The organism is Pseudomonas sp. IT-P44, from assembly GCF_949768225.1.
Lineage (GTDB): Bacteria > Pseudomonadota > Gammaproteobacteria > Pseudomonadales > Pseudomonadaceae > Aquipseudomonas > Aquipseudomonas migulae.
Genome location: NZ_CATKQM010000041.1, coordinates 1 through 15,414, shown reverse-complemented (window position 1 = coordinate 15,414; position 15,414 = coordinate 1). Strand labels below are relative to the sequence as shown.

Annotated in this window: 14 protein-coding genes; 6 read left to right on the top strand and 8 right to left on the bottom strand. The window is 57.4% G+C overall.

Translation table 11 applies throughout. The features are described 5' to 3' along the window. Positions 1 to 24: 24 nt before the first annotated feature. The 3 genes from ACM6IO_RS20810 to ACM6IO_RS20800 all read right to left on the bottom strand — a co-directional run bounded on the left by ACM6IO_RS20810 (position 25) and on the right by ACM6IO_RS20800 (position 4,907). The gene (locus ACM6IO_RS20810) at positions 25 to 2,862 is read right to left on the bottom strand and encodes an EAL domain-containing protein (protein WP_414912140.1); all 2,838 of its coding nucleotides are present in this window, start codon (positions 2,860 to 2,862) and stop codon (positions 25 to 27) included. A 626-nt stretch (positions 2,863 to 3,488) separates the two neighbouring features. Next, complete coding sequence (locus ACM6IO_RS20805) at positions 3,489 to 3,839, bottom strand: hypothetical protein (protein ID WP_223437033.1); 351 nt, start codon at positions 3,837 to 3,839, stop codon at positions 3,489 to 3,491. A gap of 180 nt (positions 3,840 to 4,019) precedes the next feature. Next, positions 4,020 to 4,907 carry a helix-turn-helix transcriptional regulator gene (locus tag ACM6IO_RS20800; protein ID WP_280161760.1) on the bottom strand — a complete coding sequence of 296 codons (888 nt, stop codon included), beginning with the start codon at positions 4,905 to 4,907 and terminating at the stop codon, positions 4,020 to 4,022. 152 nt (positions 4,908 to 5,059) lie between these two features. Here ACM6IO_RS20800 and ACM6IO_RS20795 point away from each other — a divergent pair, with 152 nt between their 5' ends. Together ACM6IO_RS20795 and ACM6IO_RS20790 are read left to right on the top strand one after the other, a co-directional pair. Next, positions 5,060 to 5,779, top strand: coding sequence for a cysteine hydrolase (locus ACM6IO_RS20795; protein ID WP_414912139.1), 720 nt, complete (start codon positions 5,060 to 5,062; stop codon positions 5,777 to 5,779). A gap of 57 nt (positions 5,780 to 5,836) precedes the next feature. Next, a complete protein-coding gene (locus ACM6IO_RS20790; protein WP_223556169.1) occupies positions 5,837 to 6,070 on the top strand; it encodes a DUF2798 domain-containing protein in 234 nt (77 codons plus the stop codon). A gap of 21 nt (positions 6,071 to 6,091) precedes the next feature. On the opposite strand, the gene ACM6IO_RS20785 is transcribed toward ACM6IO_RS20790, so the two are convergent. Then, positions 6,092 to 6,460, bottom strand: coding sequence for a VOC family protein (locus ACM6IO_RS20785; RefSeq protein WP_414912138.1), 369 nt, complete (start codon positions 6,458 to 6,460; stop codon positions 6,092 to 6,094). A 177-nt stretch (positions 6,461 to 6,637) separates the two neighbouring features. On the opposite strand from ACM6IO_RS20785, the gene ACM6IO_RS20780 reads away from it, so the two are divergent. Further along, the gene (locus ACM6IO_RS20780) at positions 6,638 to 7,186 is read left to right on the top strand and encodes a DUF4174 domain-containing protein (protein ID WP_192229163.1); all 549 of its coding nucleotides are present in this window, start codon (positions 6,638 to 6,640) and stop codon (positions 7,184 to 7,186) included. Positions 7,187 to 7,368: 182 nt separating this feature from the next. On the opposite strand, the gene ampC is transcribed toward ACM6IO_RS20780, so the two are convergent. After that, entirely contained in the window at positions 7,369 to 8,535 is a 1,167-nt protein-coding gene (ampC, locus tag ACM6IO_RS20775; RefSeq protein WP_414912137.1) for a class C beta-lactamase, read from the bottom strand. A gap of 159 nt (positions 8,536 to 8,694) precedes the next feature. Between ampC and ACM6IO_RS20770 the strand changes: the two genes are divergently transcribed. Further along, on the top strand, positions 8,695 to 9,582 hold the full coding sequence (locus ACM6IO_RS20770; protein WP_414912136.1) for a LysR family transcriptional regulator: 888 nt from the start codon (positions 8,695 to 8,697) through the stop codon (positions 9,580 to 9,582). Between the two features lie 105 nt (positions 9,583 to 9,687). On the opposite strand, the gene gudD is transcribed toward ACM6IO_RS20770, so the two are convergent. Next, positions 9,688 to 11,031 carry a glucarate dehydratase gene (gudD, locus tag ACM6IO_RS20765; protein ID WP_414912135.1) on the bottom strand — a complete coding sequence of 448 codons (1,344 nt, stop codon included), beginning with the start codon at positions 11,029 to 11,031 and terminating at the stop codon, positions 9,688 to 9,690. 24 nt (positions 11,032 to 11,055) lie between these two features. After that, the gene (locus ACM6IO_RS20760) at positions 11,056 to 12,402 is read right to left on the bottom strand and encodes an MFS transporter (RefSeq protein WP_414912134.1); all 1,347 of its coding nucleotides are present in this window, start codon (positions 12,400 to 12,402) and stop codon (positions 11,056 to 11,058) included. A 281-nt stretch (positions 12,403 to 12,683) separates the two neighbouring features. On the opposite strand from ACM6IO_RS20760, the gene ACM6IO_RS20755 reads away from it, so the two are divergent. Then, a complete protein-coding gene (locus ACM6IO_RS20755) occupies positions 12,684 to 13,400 on the top strand; it encodes a FadR/GntR family transcriptional regulator (RefSeq protein ID WP_414912133.1) in 717 nt (238 codons plus the stop codon). Between the two features lie 100 nt (positions 13,401 to 13,500). Here ACM6IO_RS20755 and ACM6IO_RS20750 read toward each other — a convergent pair whose 3' ends face one another. After that, on the bottom strand, positions 13,501 to 14,409 hold the full coding sequence (locus tag ACM6IO_RS20750; protein WP_414912132.1) for a DMT family transporter: 909 nt from the start codon (positions 14,407 to 14,409) through the stop codon (positions 13,501 to 13,503). Between the two features lie 96 nt (positions 14,410 to 14,505). Between ACM6IO_RS20750 and ACM6IO_RS20745 the strand changes: the two genes are divergently transcribed. After that, a complete protein-coding gene (locus ACM6IO_RS20745) occupies positions 14,506 to 15,369 on the top strand; it encodes a LysR substrate-binding domain-containing protein (RefSeq protein WP_008033671.1) in 864 nt (287 codons plus the stop codon). Positions 15,370 to 15,414 lie beyond the last annotated feature (45 nt).

Below are 15,414 nucleotides of genomic sequence, written 5' to 3'. Positions count from 1 at the left end.
TTCTGTACGACATCCCTTGAAATCTCACGGCAGGCTCTTGGGAGCCGAGATTCGGTAGCGTTCGCTATCATCGCTGGAAAGGAATCTCTCACGGATCCATTGAGCTAAATCCTGAGGGGCCAAAGGGCGCGAGAAACAATAACCTTGCGCTATCTGGTATCCCTGGCCTCGAAGGATTTCAAGCTGCGCATCGGTTTCAACACCTTCGGCGACAATGTTCAATTGCAAGCTCTTGCAGATCCCGGCAATCGACTGCGCCAGTGTCCGGGCACTTTCGCTTTTCTCGATATCGTCGATAAAACTCTTGTCCAGCTTGATGGTGTCCACGGGCAGTCGCAGCAAGTAGCTCAGGCTGGAGTAACCGGTGCCAAAATCGTCAATGGATAGGCTGACGCCTAATTGACGGACCTCGGTAATGACCGATATGACATTGTCGGTGGCGTCCAGTATGAAGTCTTCCGTGACCTCCAGCGTCAAACAGGAGGGTAGGAGCCCATGCCTTGTCAGCAGAGACTGGATGAGATCAATAATGGCTCTGTCGCGAAAGGCGACGGGGAAGATGTTTACCGACATGCGAGGCACGACAAGTCCCGAGTCGCGCCATTGAGCCATCTGCCGGCAGGCTTCGGTGAGTACCCATTGATTGAGCTTGGGCATTAATCCTGCCTCGCGCACCAAAGGGATGAATCGATTTGGAGGGATGTTTCCAAGCTCCGGATGACGCCAGCGGGCAAGTGCCTCGACACCAAAAAGTTGGTTGTCGTCGAGCGCTATCTGGGGCTGGTAATGCAGCGTCAGCTGATTGGACTCCAGGGCATTCTCGAGGGCCAGGCTCAGTGTCAGTTCGTCATTGGTTGAATCGTTGATCACCTGGTCGAACACTTCAATTGCCTGGCGGCCTGCGGACTTGGCTTTGTACATCGCCTGATCGGCATGCAAAAGCAACGAGTGAATGTCGTTACCGTGGTCTGGATAAATACCAATACCAATGCTGGCCGAGGGCGCAATTTTTACATCGGCCAACATCATGGGTTCCGATAGTTTGCTGAGCATTCTTTCTGAAAAGGCAATCGCTTGTTCAGCGCTGGAGGGAGACAGAATAATGACGAATTCATCTCCTGAAAGCCGGCTGACAAAGTCGTTGCCCCTCACAGAACCCTGAAGCCTCCTGGCTATTTCAGACAGAAGCAAATCCCCGGCGGCATGCCCAAGTGAGTCATTGATTTGCTTGAACTTATTAATGTCGATGAACAACACGGCCATTGATGATTGCGAGCGCTGAGCATTGGCAATCATTGAGTTTGCTTTCATCATCAACAGTCGCCGATTGGGCAACATCGTCAGGCTGTCATAATAAGCCAGTCGTTCAATGTCGTTGATAAAGCTGTCCCTCTCGAGGGCGAGTGCGCACAGCTTCAGGCTGGTTTCAAGCAGCCGGTGATGTTGGACCGCAGGGAGGTGATTTTCACGGTAGTAAAGGGTAAATGTGCCTAAACAACGTCCGTTGTTGGAGCGAATGGTGTTAACCCAGCCGGCCGTGAAACCGAACGATTGCGAGAGCTTGTGATCGATGCAATCGCCCTGGTCCGATGCAGGGTCAGTGAAGTTCAGCATCATGCTTTCTTTCACGTCCATTTTTTTCAGGATGGACCTTTCGGCAAGGCTTTCCAGTGACTGAATCAACCCGGCCGGCAGGTTGAATTCCGCCACCAGTGGAAGGCAGCCCTGCTCATCAAATTGCCTTATTGAAACGCCGATTTCAGGAGCGATACGACCTATCTCCAGGCAAATCAACTTCATGATGTCGGGAAGTGGTTCTTCGCGGGCCATGGCACTGAGGACCTTGAACTGCAACTCGTCATTCATCTTGGCCTCGGTGATGTCCGTCACAATAGCCACGACGTCCTGCTGAACACCCTGTGGGTCGAGCACCGGATTGGCGACTACGCGTACCCACAATGGATTCTTTGATTTGTTGTAGACCAATAACTCAGTGGTATGGCTTTGTCCTTTCTGGATACTCTTTCTAAAAGAAAGGACTGCTTCCTGATCCGTATGGCGGCCATAAAATACCTCGTCCGGTTTTTTCCCCACCAGGTCTGATATTTCATAACCCAGCATGCGCACAAAACCCTCATTTACATAAGTAATTATGCTGTCCGGATTGGTAACGATAATTGCACTATCAGTTCGATTGACGGCAATTTTTAGAAGTCGACTCTTCTCTACTTTCTTTATGATGTACAACAGGAAGAATGTTGTTGCTAATACCATTAGAAGTATCATTGCAGCGGCGGCGATGTATATTTTAAATCGGTCACCCATGGACTGAAGTGAAGTCTGGCTGATGCTGTTTCCGTATTTTATGAAGTTTTTTTGTTCCAGAAGGAGTTGCTCTTGAATGTCCTGTACCGGCTGAGCGAGTGCCCATTGGACGTCGCCAGCGCCCGTGTACTTGACCAGTTGATTGAGTACCTCCACATAACGTGAATACACGTCTTTTAAAGCCTGGACTCGGATATGGTTTTCTTCATCAACCTTTGTGTGTGTGAGGAAACGGTCAAACGATTTATTCGCCAGTGTCAGTTCCGCGCGGGCGTGTTGCACCATTTCATGCGGGATTTTATTAAACAGTACGATGCGGGTGTTGGCTCGCGACAGGGAGAGGCGTGCCTCCATCAAGTGTTGAACTGTTTCCGCCACTGCGTCGACTTGATCGACAGCGACACTTGATAGGGTTCCAATGCTCGATTGGTTGCTGCTCACTAACCATAAGCTGAGGACTAAAGTTGCACACTGGAATACCAGCGCAGTCGTCAGGATCGTCCTCAAACCATAAGGCAGTGCAAGCTTGCGAAGCAAATAATCCTCCTCTGTCTCGGACAGATAGGGAAACGTTAGTAAAGGGAGCATCCAGGCAGAAAGTGCCTGGCTGGCAGTTCATGATTGTACGAAAGGAATTCAGTGTTCGGAGCTGTACCGGATGATGTCAGGAAAAGTCGCAACAAGGTGTCGCCGGGCTTTTCTTTTCAAGGGAGAGAGAGCCGCTTTTCCGAGGTTGCTGGCCAGGGGCCATTAAGGCGGGGAATTTTATAAGAAAGTAGTGTTGAATTGAAATGCTTAAACGTGACGACGAAGATAATTTTTGCTGTCTTTGTTGGCCGAATGGTCAGGAAAGTAAATAAAAGTGCTTGTGTGTTAGATGCTTATCCATATTTGTCTGACAACCGGCTATGAAGTTGCTGTTTTTTGCATTGCCTTGGATGAAGCGACTTTCGCGGCTGATACCTATCGTTAGATCGATGAATATTCATTGCGATGATTATCATCAAGAGGGTGTTTGCGGTGTTCCGCAGCCTTTAAGGATAAAGCGCGGTGTAAGAAAAAAGGGCAGACGAGATGCGGCTCGTCCACCCTCGAAAACGAGAAAAAAAAGAGGAACCGACCCATGGCCGGATCCCAAAAAGAAGTTCGTGGTGATGGCTGGATCAACTGTCCTGACGCACCAGGCGCGGGCCTTTGCGCGTCACTTGTTGACCTGGTTCGAAGCGGGCATTGGGCGAGCGAACAGTGCTGATTTCGCCCTGGGCGTCCTTCACTTCATAAGCGGTTTCCGTGAGACCGGCCGCTTCCTGAACCGCGCTGCCGGCAAAGAATCCGACACCGGCACCGATCAGCGCTCCAATCGGGCCACCCACAGCGCCGACCATCAATCCGGTCACGGCACCGGCGCCCTTGCCAGCGGTGGTATCAGGCACCTCACGGACGACCTGATCGGCCATGCACACGGGTGAGAGCAACAGGCAAAGCGTAAAGCTGAGGGGCATGGAACGAGACATGATGATTTCCTGCTTTGGAGGCATTTCCAAAACCAATTCATGAATCGTGCCATCTTATTTATTGTTATATATCAACAAGATAGGATTGTATGTTGTCATATATACAACAGTTGTTAAGAGTCAATATGACTCGATAAGTAGTCATAAAGACTTCATTTTGGTTCGGCGATCCTTGCTCTGTTACGCCTGTGAAACCAGAAAGTCTTGTGCAGGCTGCACGTGTGCGGTCACCAAGGGTGCTTCTGCACTGGCATCGCGTTTCAGCCACTCGGCTGGAGGACAACCAATGACGTTCAGAAAGCTTTTCGAAAAAGACGCCTGCGAGCTGTAACCGACCGACTCGGCGATCACCTTGATCTGAACACCGTCACGAAGCATGTCCTGAGCCACCTTCATCCTCCATGCGGTGACATACCCCATAGGCGACTGCCCCATTATCTGAGTGAAACAGGCGGAAAATTTCGACCTGGACATGTTCGCCAGGCTCGCCAGTTTCTCGACGGTCCAAAGCTCATCCGGCACTGAATGGATGCTGTTGAACACCGCGCCGAGGCGCCCATCCTGCAGGGCATAGAGCAATCCACTGGATATCAGTCCGTCTGCAACGGCGCGTCGCACGATCAGGACAAATATGTATTCCAACAGCAGATTCAGCGCTTTGGTCCTTCCAGCCCCCTGGTCCCGAAACTCGGCGAGTAGCGCGCCAATGACCGGGCCGAGATTCTCCAGCTCTCTGAATGGGAAGATCAGGGTTTCTTTGAGCCCGAGAGGGAAGGGGTGTTGTGTGTTTCGCCCAAATTGAAATGAGGCGCAAATCAGTTCTGCCCCCTCGATCGTATTGGAGCGCAGTTGATACCGGCAACTGCTCGGACAGAACAGCACGCTGGGCTCGGCAATGGAGATCTTTGGTAACCCAGGCTGAACCATGTCGATACCGCCCTGGCTGATGACATGGATGAACGCCATACCTGGCGGCTTATCGAGGACAAGAGTGCCATCGACCCGGCCAGAGAAGAAAAGCCTGCCCTGAAGGTTCGTGCGTTCGAAGAATTCGGACAGGATATCCATGATAGCGACGACCAGATAAAGACTCTGTACGTGCTGACAAAGTCGGATCAGAAGGTGGGGATAGGATGAAGTTCTCGCCGATGGTAAGCAACGGCCCGCAGGGGCGCCATGGCATAGAGCAACTTTGTTACCCACGATCGGAGTCTATTGGCATGAGCAACGACACAACACGCCACGCACATTACGCAGATCCAGCCAGCCCTGCGCTGCCAAATCCAGGTATGAAAATTGATCTTTCCCGCGCTGCGCTGGTCGTCATCGACCCCCAAATCGACTTCCTCAGTCCTGAGGGTGTGAGTTGGGATGTGTTTGGCAAGAGCATCGTCGAACACGATGTGGTCAATCACCTCGGTCAGTTGTTCGCAGCCGCCAAAGGTGCGGGCATCACGGTCGCTGTCTCCCCGCACTACTACTATCCGTGCGACCACGAGTGGAAATTCGGCGGGCCGCTGGAAAAGGTCATGCACTCCATCTGCATGTTCGATCGCAAGGGCCCGCTGACCCTCGACGGTTTCGAGAACTCCGGTGCGGACTTCATGCCCGAGTTCAAGCCGTACATTCTCGACGGCAAAACCATCATCGCTTCGCCACACAAGGTCTACGGCCCGGAAACCAATGACTTGGCGCTGCAACTGCGCAAGCACGGTGTGTCGCAAATTATTCTGGCGGGTATGGCGGCCAACCTTTGCGTCGAGTCGCACCTGCGTGAATTGCTGGAGCAAGGTTTCGAGGTGGCGGTGGTGCGTGATGCTACCGCCGGCCCGACCACCCCGGAAGGGGACGGTTACCTGGCTGCGCTGATCAACTTCCGTTACATCGCCAACGCTCTGTTGACGACTGCGCAGACTGTTGAATTGCTCCAAGCCAAGTAAGGTCCATGCAAGCCGGCTGCTCGCGACTTGCGACGCAGCCGTCTGGGAGTACCGGAAATGCCCAAGCTCCATCGGCGATTTCGCCAGCGAACTTCTGCGGTGATCCAGTCCGCAATCACCTGCGCTATTGCTACGGCCATAGCCAGTCCTTCAAGCCTTTCGGCCAGCCAGTTACTGTTGTATGGATTAAAAGCCTGGCTGGTTGCCTGGATGACCATTGTGCCATTCGTGTTGCTTGCGACACCGCTGATAAGGCGGCTAACGTCCTTTGTGGTGCAAGAAGATCCTTAAGATGCCCGGCAGCATTGTTTGTCATTCCCGGGTGAAAATCTCCAGCAGATGCCCGTCCGGGTCGTCGAAATATACGCGCCTGCCACCGCCATAATCGTTGATCTGTTGCGGTTGCTGTTTGCAGGGATCAGCCCACCACGTTTGCTGCCTGGCTTGCAGGTGAGCGAACGCCGCATCGAAATCGTCGTCGCTGACCAGAAACGCATAATGCTGAGAGGCAATCGGCGGGTCATTGTCGTAGTAGTCCAGCGACACGCCGTTTTCGAGTTTCACAATCAACATCGGCCCGAAGGGTTCGGGGGCGGGCAAGCCGAGAATCTCGACCAGAAACGACGCGGATATCTGTTTGTTTCGGCACCAGACGATGGTGTGATTCAGCTGAGCGCTCATGGCGGGATCCTCACGGCGGTTCAGGTGTATATCGAGTCTTGAGATTAGCTCAGCCTGTTGCGCAATGACCGCCCTGACCTAAGCTTGGGTCAAGGCGAAACACAATTGCGGTGCGACCCCCGGAACGAACGCCGCGATGCGCAATCATTAGAGCGTGGATATCAAAAGGAGATGCGCATGCTCATCAGGTCATTGACCCTGACAACCCTGCTGGCTTTCGCCGGCCCCTTGCTCGCCGCCGATGGCGACTCACCTCTGGACATGGACAAAGGCAGGTCCCGGCCGCTGATTGTCATTGCGCCGAGCACGGTCGACCCGGCGTGGGTCAGCCTGAAAAAGTCACTGGATGAGCCGGCCAATCGCAAGGAATTCACCGACCGGAACATGGTCCTGTACACCGTGCTCAACCTGATGGGCCAGCGCGAAGGCAAAGACCTCGGGCCACAAGACACGGCAGCCTTGATCCGTTCGCTCAAGTTGGGAGCAGGGGCCAAGACCAAGGTGATTCTGGTCGGCAAGGACGGCGAAAAGAAACTCGAGCAATCGGACGCGGTTGATCTGAAGACGATTTTCAGTACGGTCGACCAGTTGCCGTCGACCGAGAAAGAAGCCACGGTGCCCACCCCGCCGCCCGTCACAGAGGCCGCACCGCCTAACGGCACCAAGGGAACGAAACCGGGCAAACCGGCGAAGCCGGCCAAGCCACCGGAAATGCCTGACGATTGAATGCGTAGATGATCACGCGCTAACAAAAATGGGCGACCTCAACAGGTCGCCCATTTTTTTGCCCGCGCCGAGCCTTGTAGGAGCAAGCTTGCTCGCGATGAGGGCGTAACATTCGAAATCCCTTTCGCCTGACACACCGCAATCGCGAGCAGGCTCGCTCCTACAGGGGGTTGGTTCGTAGGTTATTGAGTCAATGTGCTCAGCACTGCATGGGCGATTTTGACTCGCTCCGGGTTCGGGTAGTTTTTGTTGGCCAGGATCACGATGCCGATGTCTTTCGAGGGCACGTACGCCACATACGCACCGAAGCCACCGGTAGAGCCGGTCTTGTTGATCAGCACGTTGTCCGGTTGAGCTTGTGGCGGGTTCAGCCACTGGACTTTGTGCGCCTCCATCGCCATTGGCGACGAGTTGCCGGCGAGCAGTTTATCTAGGGTGATCGGGTAGTGGTAAAACTCCCAGCCCAGCCCCTGGGTCATGTCGCCAACGGTGTAGTAGCCGGCATGCGTCGTGGCGATGGCTTGCGGCATCGGTGCTTCAAGGCCAGACGGTTTGATGTTCGCCTCGACGTAGCGAAGCAGGTCCGAGGCGCTGGTTTTTACGCCATACGCTTCTGAGTCCAGCGCGCCCGGCCCGACTCGCACCGGTTTGTCTTCCTTGTTGTAACCCTGAGCGTAAAGCGCCATCTGATCCTGCGGCACCTTGAGGTAGGTGTGCTGCAAGCCGAGTTTGGGCAGCACGGTCTTTTCCATCAACGCATCAAACGGCTGGCCCATGCTGTTGGCCGCCAGATACCCGAACAATCCCAGACTCGGGTTCGAATACAGCCGATGGCTGCCGGCGGTGTAGGCCGGTTTCCACTGTTTGAAATAGCCGAGCATCTTGTCCGCTGCGTCGGCATTGTCGGGGAATTGCAGCGGCAGGCCGCCGGCGGTGTAGGTGCCCAGTTGCAGCACGCTGACGTGATCGAACGCGCTGCCGCGCAATGCCGGCAGGACATGGCTGGCCTTGTCCGACAGGGACAGTTTGCCGCTGGCCTGGGCGTAGGCGGCAAGGGTAGCGGTGAAGGTTTTGCTTACCGAACCGATCTCGAACAGGGTGCTTTCGGTGACAGGCGTGCCGGTTTCCTTCGAGGCCACGCCGTAGTTAAAGTAATGCTGCTTGCCATCTACGGTGATCGCGACGGCCATGCCGGGAATGTTCTGTTGCTGCATGACCGGGGCAACCGCGGCATTCACCGCCGCTTCGATCTGCGCGTCAGTCTGATTCCCGGCAATGCAGTAACCTGCACTGAGGAGCAGTCCGAAAGCGCTGCAGGATAAGACCTTGCCGAATGTTGAGTTGTGCATGATTGAGCTGCTGTCCATGAGATTTGATGATTAAACCCGCTACACTCCGAGCGGTTTATGAATCGGGCCGTCGCCGGGCGTGCCAAATCTATTCAGTATGCCGTGCTTCGACAAACGACAATATCTCGGCTTAGCCATTAGAAAAATTTGGGAGTTGGCATGATCCGACCGCAATTACCGCTCAACGCACTGCGCGCCTTCGAGGCCTCGGCGCGTCATCTGAGTTTTACACGGGCGGCGGTGGAGTTGTGCGTCACGCAAGCCGCGGTGAGTCATCAGGTCAAAAGCCTGGAAGCCCAACTCAACGTCACCCTGTTCAAACGCCTGCCACGCGGGCTGATGCTGACCAGTGAAGGGGAGACCTTGTTGCCGGTGTTGCGCGAGTCCTTCGATCGAATCGCCGAAACCCTGGAGCGTTTCGAAGGCGGGCATTTTCGTGAGGTGTTGACGGTGGGCGCAGTGGGGACGTTTGCGGTCGGTTGGCTGTTGCCGAGACTGGCGGACTTTCAGGCGAAACATCCGTTCATAGATTTGCGCCTGTCGACCCACAACAATCGAGTGGACGTTGCGGCTGAAGGGCTGGATTACGCGATTCGCTTTGGCGCGGGAGCGTGGCACGGGATTGAGGCGGTCAGGTTGATCGAGGCGCCGTTGTCGGTGTTGTGCGTGCCCGAGATTGCCCGGCAACTGCACACGCCGGACGATCTGTTGCAGCAAACGCTGTTGCGTTCCTATCGCACGGATGAATGGCCCGAATGGTTTCAGGCCACCGGCCTGCCTGCCCATGCCGCGCCGCCTCGTAGCATCGTCTTCGATTCCTCGCTGGCGATGATGGAGGCGGCGTTGCAAGGTGCGGGTGTGGCCTTGGCGCCGCCGTTGATGTTCGCCCGGCAACTGGCGGCGGGAGTCATCGAGCAACCGTTCGCCATCGGCATCACCACCGGCAGCTACTGGCTGACCCGCTTGCAGTCACGGCCCGAAACGTCGGCGATGGCGGCGTTCAAGGGGTGGCTTTTGCAAGCCGCCCAAACACCGCTCATCCTGTAGGAGCCGGCTTGCTGGCGATGGCGTCCTATCAGACGATAAATGTGTCGACTGAACCACCGCTATCGCCAGCAAGCCGGCTCCTACAGGTGTGCGGTGTACCGACGACTAGCGCACCAGGCTTGGCCGCTTGTTATCGAATTTCCATCCCGGAATCAGAAACTGCATCGCCACGCTGTCATCCCGCGCACCCAGCCCCATGCCTTTGTACAGCTCATGGGCCTTGGCCAGTTGATCCATGTCCAGCTCAACCCCGAGCCCCGGTTTCTTCGGCACTTGCACGCAACCGTCGACGATTTGCAGCGGCGCTTTGGTCAGGCGCTGGCCGTCCTGCCAGATCCAGTGGGTGTCGATGGCGGTGATTTCTCCCGGTGCGGCGGCTGCGACGTGGGTGAACATCGCCAGGGAAATATCGAAGTGGTTGTTGGAGTGCGAGCCCCAGGTCAGGCCCCATTCGTGGCACATCTGCGCCACGCGAACCGAACCCTGCATCGTCCAGAAATGCGGGTCGGCCAGCGGGATGTCCACCGATTGCAACTGGATCGCGTGGCCCATTTCCCGCCAGTCGGTGGCGATCATGTTGGTCGCGGTTTTCAGGCCGGTGGCGCGACGGAATTCGGCCATGACTTCCCGGCCTGAATAACCGTTTTCCGCACCGCACGGGTCTTCGGCGTAAGCGAGGACGTGATGCTGATCGCGGCACAAGCGGATCGCTTCTTTCAGCGACCAGGCGCCATTTGGATCAAGGGTGATGCGCGCGTCGGGAAAGCGTTCGGCCAGCGCGGTGACCGCTTCGATTTCTTCGTCGCCACTGAGCACGCCGCCCTTGAGCTTGAAGTCCTTGAACCCGTAACGGGCGTGGGCGGCTTCCGCCAGGCGCACCACGGAATCGGCGGTCATGGCTTTCTCGTGGCGTAGGCGGAACCAGTCGTTGTCGGCGTCCGGTTCGCTGCGATAAGCCAGATCGGTAGCGTTGCGATCACCGACATAAAACAGATAACCGAGCATCTTCACTTCGTCGCGTTGCTGGCCTTCGCCGAGCAGCGCTGCGACGGGCACGTCCAGGTGCTGGCCGAGCAAATCGAGCAGCGCCGCTTCCAGGCCAGTCACCGCGTGAATGGTGATGCGCAGGTCGAACGTCTGCAAGCCGCGGCCACCGGCATCGCGGTCGGCGAAGGTCTGGCGCACCTGGTTGAGAATCCTCTGATAGGTGCCGATCGGGCTGCCGACCACCAGGCTGCGCGCATCTTCCAGAGTCTGGCGAATGCGCTCGCCCCCCGGCACTTCACCGACGCCGGTGTGCCCGGCGTTGTCCTTGAGGATCACGATGTTGCGGGTGAAAAACGGGCCATGGGCACCGCTCAGGTTGAGCAGCATGCCATCGTGACCGGCCACCGGAACCACTTGCATGCTGGTGATGATCGGGGCTTTTGCAGTGTCTTGTTGGTTCATGTTCTTGTCCTTAAATAGCAGCGATCAGGCGTGGCTGGGCGTTGGTTTGCCCAGCGCAACGGCCGGTGCGGTTTTCGGTGTGTTGCGTGCAGCGAAGACGATGATCGCGGCGATGATCGAGGTCGCGGCGAGGCCGTACAGCCCGCCTTGAATCGAGCCGGTGTGTTGTTCCAGCAGGCCGAAAGTGGTCGGCGCGACGAAGCCGCCGAGGTTGCCCACCGAGTTGATCAGCGCGATCACACCCGCGGCGATCCGTGCATCCAGGTACGCCTGAGGGATTGGCCAGAACAGCGAAGAAGCCGATTTGAATCCCAGTGCCGCGAAGCAGATCGCCACGAAAGCGAAGACCGGCCCGCCGGTGGTGGACATGAACATCCCCGCCGCAGCGATCAGCAGGGCAGCGGCGACCCAGGCCTGCTGGTGTTTCCATTTCGTCGAGAGCGACGCGAAGGCGTACATGCCGACAATCGACAGCAACCACGGGATCGAGTTGAACAGCCCGACCTGAACATCGCTGAGGTCGCCCATCTTCTTGATGATGCTCGGCAGCCAGAAGGTCGCGGCGTAAATGGTCAGCTGGATGAAGAAGTAGATCAGGCAGAACAGGATGATCTGGCGATCCTTGAGCAGCGTGCCCAGCGACGGTTTGATCGGCGTCGCGGCTTCGCGGGCCAGTTGCTCGTCATCGATGGCTTTGACCAGCGCGTCTTGCTCATCGCGGCTCAGCCATTTGGCGTCGTGGGGTTTGGAGTCGAGCCAGAACCAGACGAATACGCACAGCCCGACCGAGAACATGCCTTCAATGAAATACATCCATTGCCAGCCGTGCATGCCGAACCCGCTGATTTGCAGGAGCAACCCGGACAACGGGCCGGAGATCAACGAGGCAATGGCCGAGCCGCTGAGGAAGATCGCGATGGCCTTGCCGCGTTCTACTCCGGGCAACCAGCGCGTGAAGTAATAAATCACCCCGGGGAAGAAGCCGGCCTCAGCCACGCCCAACAGGAATCGAAGGATGTAGAAGTGGGTTTCGTTCTGGATGAACGCCATGCAGGCGGCCACCAGACCCCAGGTCAGCATGATGCGGGTCAGCCAGATTCGTGCGCCGACTTTTTGCAGAAGGATGTTGGAGGGGACTTCGAACAGCGCGTAGCCGATGAAGAACAGGCCGGCACCGAGGCCGTAGGCGGCAGCACCAATGCCCAGGTCATGTTCCATGTGGGCGCGGACGAAGCCGATGTTCACGCGGTCGATGTAGTTGACGATGAACATGATGACGAACAGCGGCAGAACGTGGCGTTTCACTTTCGAGATGGCGGACTTCAGGACCGAATCGGCACCGTCGTGCATCCCGGATACGGATGTATTCACTTGGTTTTCTCCCACTGATTATTTTTATGCGGGGTGTTGCAGGTGTGGCGTTGTTGCTAGACATCATACAACTACATTTTTTTATCCTGCAAGAGGTAATGCTCAACAAAATAGTATGGTTAAGGTTATTTTTTATTCGGTTTAGGGGCGTTTGTACGCTTGGTTTTTGTCTTGGATGTCTGTTTTGTTGAGTGTTGTCATACAAGTTGGAGGCGGTTTTCTTGAGAAACCGTTCGACCGCAGTGCTACGATCCGCTTAGCCCTGCTTTCGGATGATTGCCATGCAAGATGACCTCGACGCGCCTGCCCGCAAGCGCACTCACAACCTGGCCCATGACCTGGTCGCGAAACTGACCCAGAGCATCCTGCTCGGCCAGATGCTGCCGGGGGACAAGCTGCCGTCGGAGAACAGCATCGTTCAGGAGCACGGGGTCAGTCGCACCGTGGTGCGCGAGGCGATCTCGAAGTTGCAGGCGTCGGGGCTGGTGGAAACCCGGCACGGCATCGGCACGTTCGTCATCGAGCGCGCGCCGGAGCAGGGGCTACGACTGAATGTCGATACCGCGCTGGGCGTGCGCAGCATCCTGGAGTTGCGCCTGGGCCTCGAAACCCAGGCCGCCGCGCTGGCGGCGATTCGGCGCACGGACCCGCAATTGGCACAGATGCGCGAAGCGCTGGACGATTATCAAAGCCTGCTCGCCAACAACGACAGCTGCGTCGAAGCCGACAGGCGTTTCCATCTGCTGATCGCCGAGGCCACCGGCAATGTCTGCTTCACGGAAATCATGCAGCACCTGGGCAGCGCGATGATCCCCCGCACCCGCGTTAATGCGGCTGAACGTGGCGCTGCGGATTTGAGCAAGCAGGGGCAGTTGGCCAATCTGGAACACGAGGCGATTCTCAACGCGATCAAGCGTCAGGATGCGGACGCGGCGCGGGCGGCAATGTGGCTGCACCTGACCAACAGCCGGGACCGGTTTCTGGCGGATCGCGATTAACCGCCTTCGCGGGATCCGGCTGGCGCAGAGCCGAACCGCGATCCCCTGTAGGAGCCGGCTTGCCGGCGAAGGCGCCAGCCCCATCACCACAAAACACCCATCAAACACCCGCCACCCGAATCGCCACAAACCGCCGCTCCAGATTCAACGCCAACACACTGACCAACACCACCGTCCCCCCGACAACGATCATCACCGTCGGCCGTTCCCCCAAGCCAAACGAGGCAATCGCCATGGCCGTCGGCGGCACCAGATACAGCGTCATCGTCGCCCGGCTCAAATCAACGTGAGTCAACACAAATGCCCAGGCCAGGTAGGCGAGCGCGCTCGGAAAAATGCCCAGCGCCAGCACTGCCAGTTGCACCTGTATCGGCGCGTTGACCACTTGTGCCGCCAACCCCGGCAGATAAACCAGTAACAACGCGGTCCCCGACCACACCGTGTAGCAGACCAGTGTCAGCCCGTCGTAACGCCCGGAGTGATGTTTCTGCAACGCGAAGTAGAAACTCCAGGACACCGCCGCCAGCAGAATCAACAGGCCATGGGCGTCGATGCTGCCCAGTCCGCGATCGCCCGCGACCACTATCACCACGCCGATCAATCCCAGAAAAACACAACCCCAGCGCCACGCGCTCACCTGGTCTTTGAACACGAAGCGCGCCAGCAGCGTGCTGAACAAGGGCGTCGATTGCGCCAACACGCTGGACGCACCGGCGCTGACCCCTTGCTGACCAAAATTGATCGCCACGTGATGCAGGCTCACCGCAAAAAAGCCGAGGCCGAACAGCATTGGCAAATCGCGAAGGGTCGGCAGGCTGATGCCTTTGAACACCGCGACCAGCGCCATGAACACCGACGCCAGCAGAAACCGCAGCAATGCCAGATGCCCGGGATCATAGGCTTGCAAGCCGATGTGAATTCCGGTCGGGGAATAGCCCCAGCACGCGACGACGAAGGCCATGGCCAGGATGATTTTGAGGGGAGGGGTGGCAGTTGAGAGCGCTTGCATGGTCGGGCACCTGTGGGCAGATGCTTCGAGTATCAGAACGCAGACCGTTCGTCACAACTGACTTATACTGCGCTGACCGTTCACTTTGGGTGATGTATGGAGCTGGCACAGATTCGCATGTTCAAAACCGTGGCCGACGTCGGCAGCATCGCCCGGGCGGCCGAGCTGTTGCATTGCGTGCCGTCGAACATCACGGCACGGATCAAGTCGCTGGAAGCGGAGTTGGGCGTCGCGTTGTTTATCCGCGAAGGCAGAGGGTTGCGCATCAGTCCGTCGGGGCAGACTTTTCTGGCGTACGCCTCGAAGATTCTCGCCATGACGGCTGAGGCCAAGCGGGCGGTCGACCCCGCCGCCGAGCCGTCCGGCCCGTTGCGCATCGGCGCCATCGAATCGTCGGCCACCGGTCGCTTGCCGCGTTTGCTCGCCAAGTTCCACAAGCGCTATCCGGCGGTGGCGCTGGAGCTGACCACCGGCACCTGGGGCCAATTGCTCGATGACACCGCCAACCACCGGCTCGACGGCGCAATCGTCGCGGTGGATGTCGAGCGCTCACAACTCAAGCGCACGCCGATGTACCGCGAGGAGCTGCTGCTGATTGCCTCGACGTCGCTGGGGCCGGTGCGCGAGATCGCCGATTTGCAGGACAAGACCGTGTTCATGTGGCCCCAGGGGTGTCCTTACCGTGCGGCGCTGGAACATTGGTTGTTGCGCCAGGGGCAGGCGCTGCCGATTGTCAGCCTGGCGAGTTACGGCGCGATTGTCGGGTGCGTCAGTGCGGGGGCGGGGGTCGCGCTGGTGCCCAAAGGGGTGTTCGATCAGTACGCCAAAGGCGCGGGGTGCGCGGGGTATGAGTTCCCTGAACTGACCGCCATCGACAACCTGTTTTACTGGCATGAAAACGCCGGGGTTCACCCGGCGCGAGAAGCGTTTGTGGCGATGTTGCGCGAGGAGTTCACGTAAGAACACCGCACCCCCCTGTAGGAGCCGGCGTGCTGGCGATGCGTG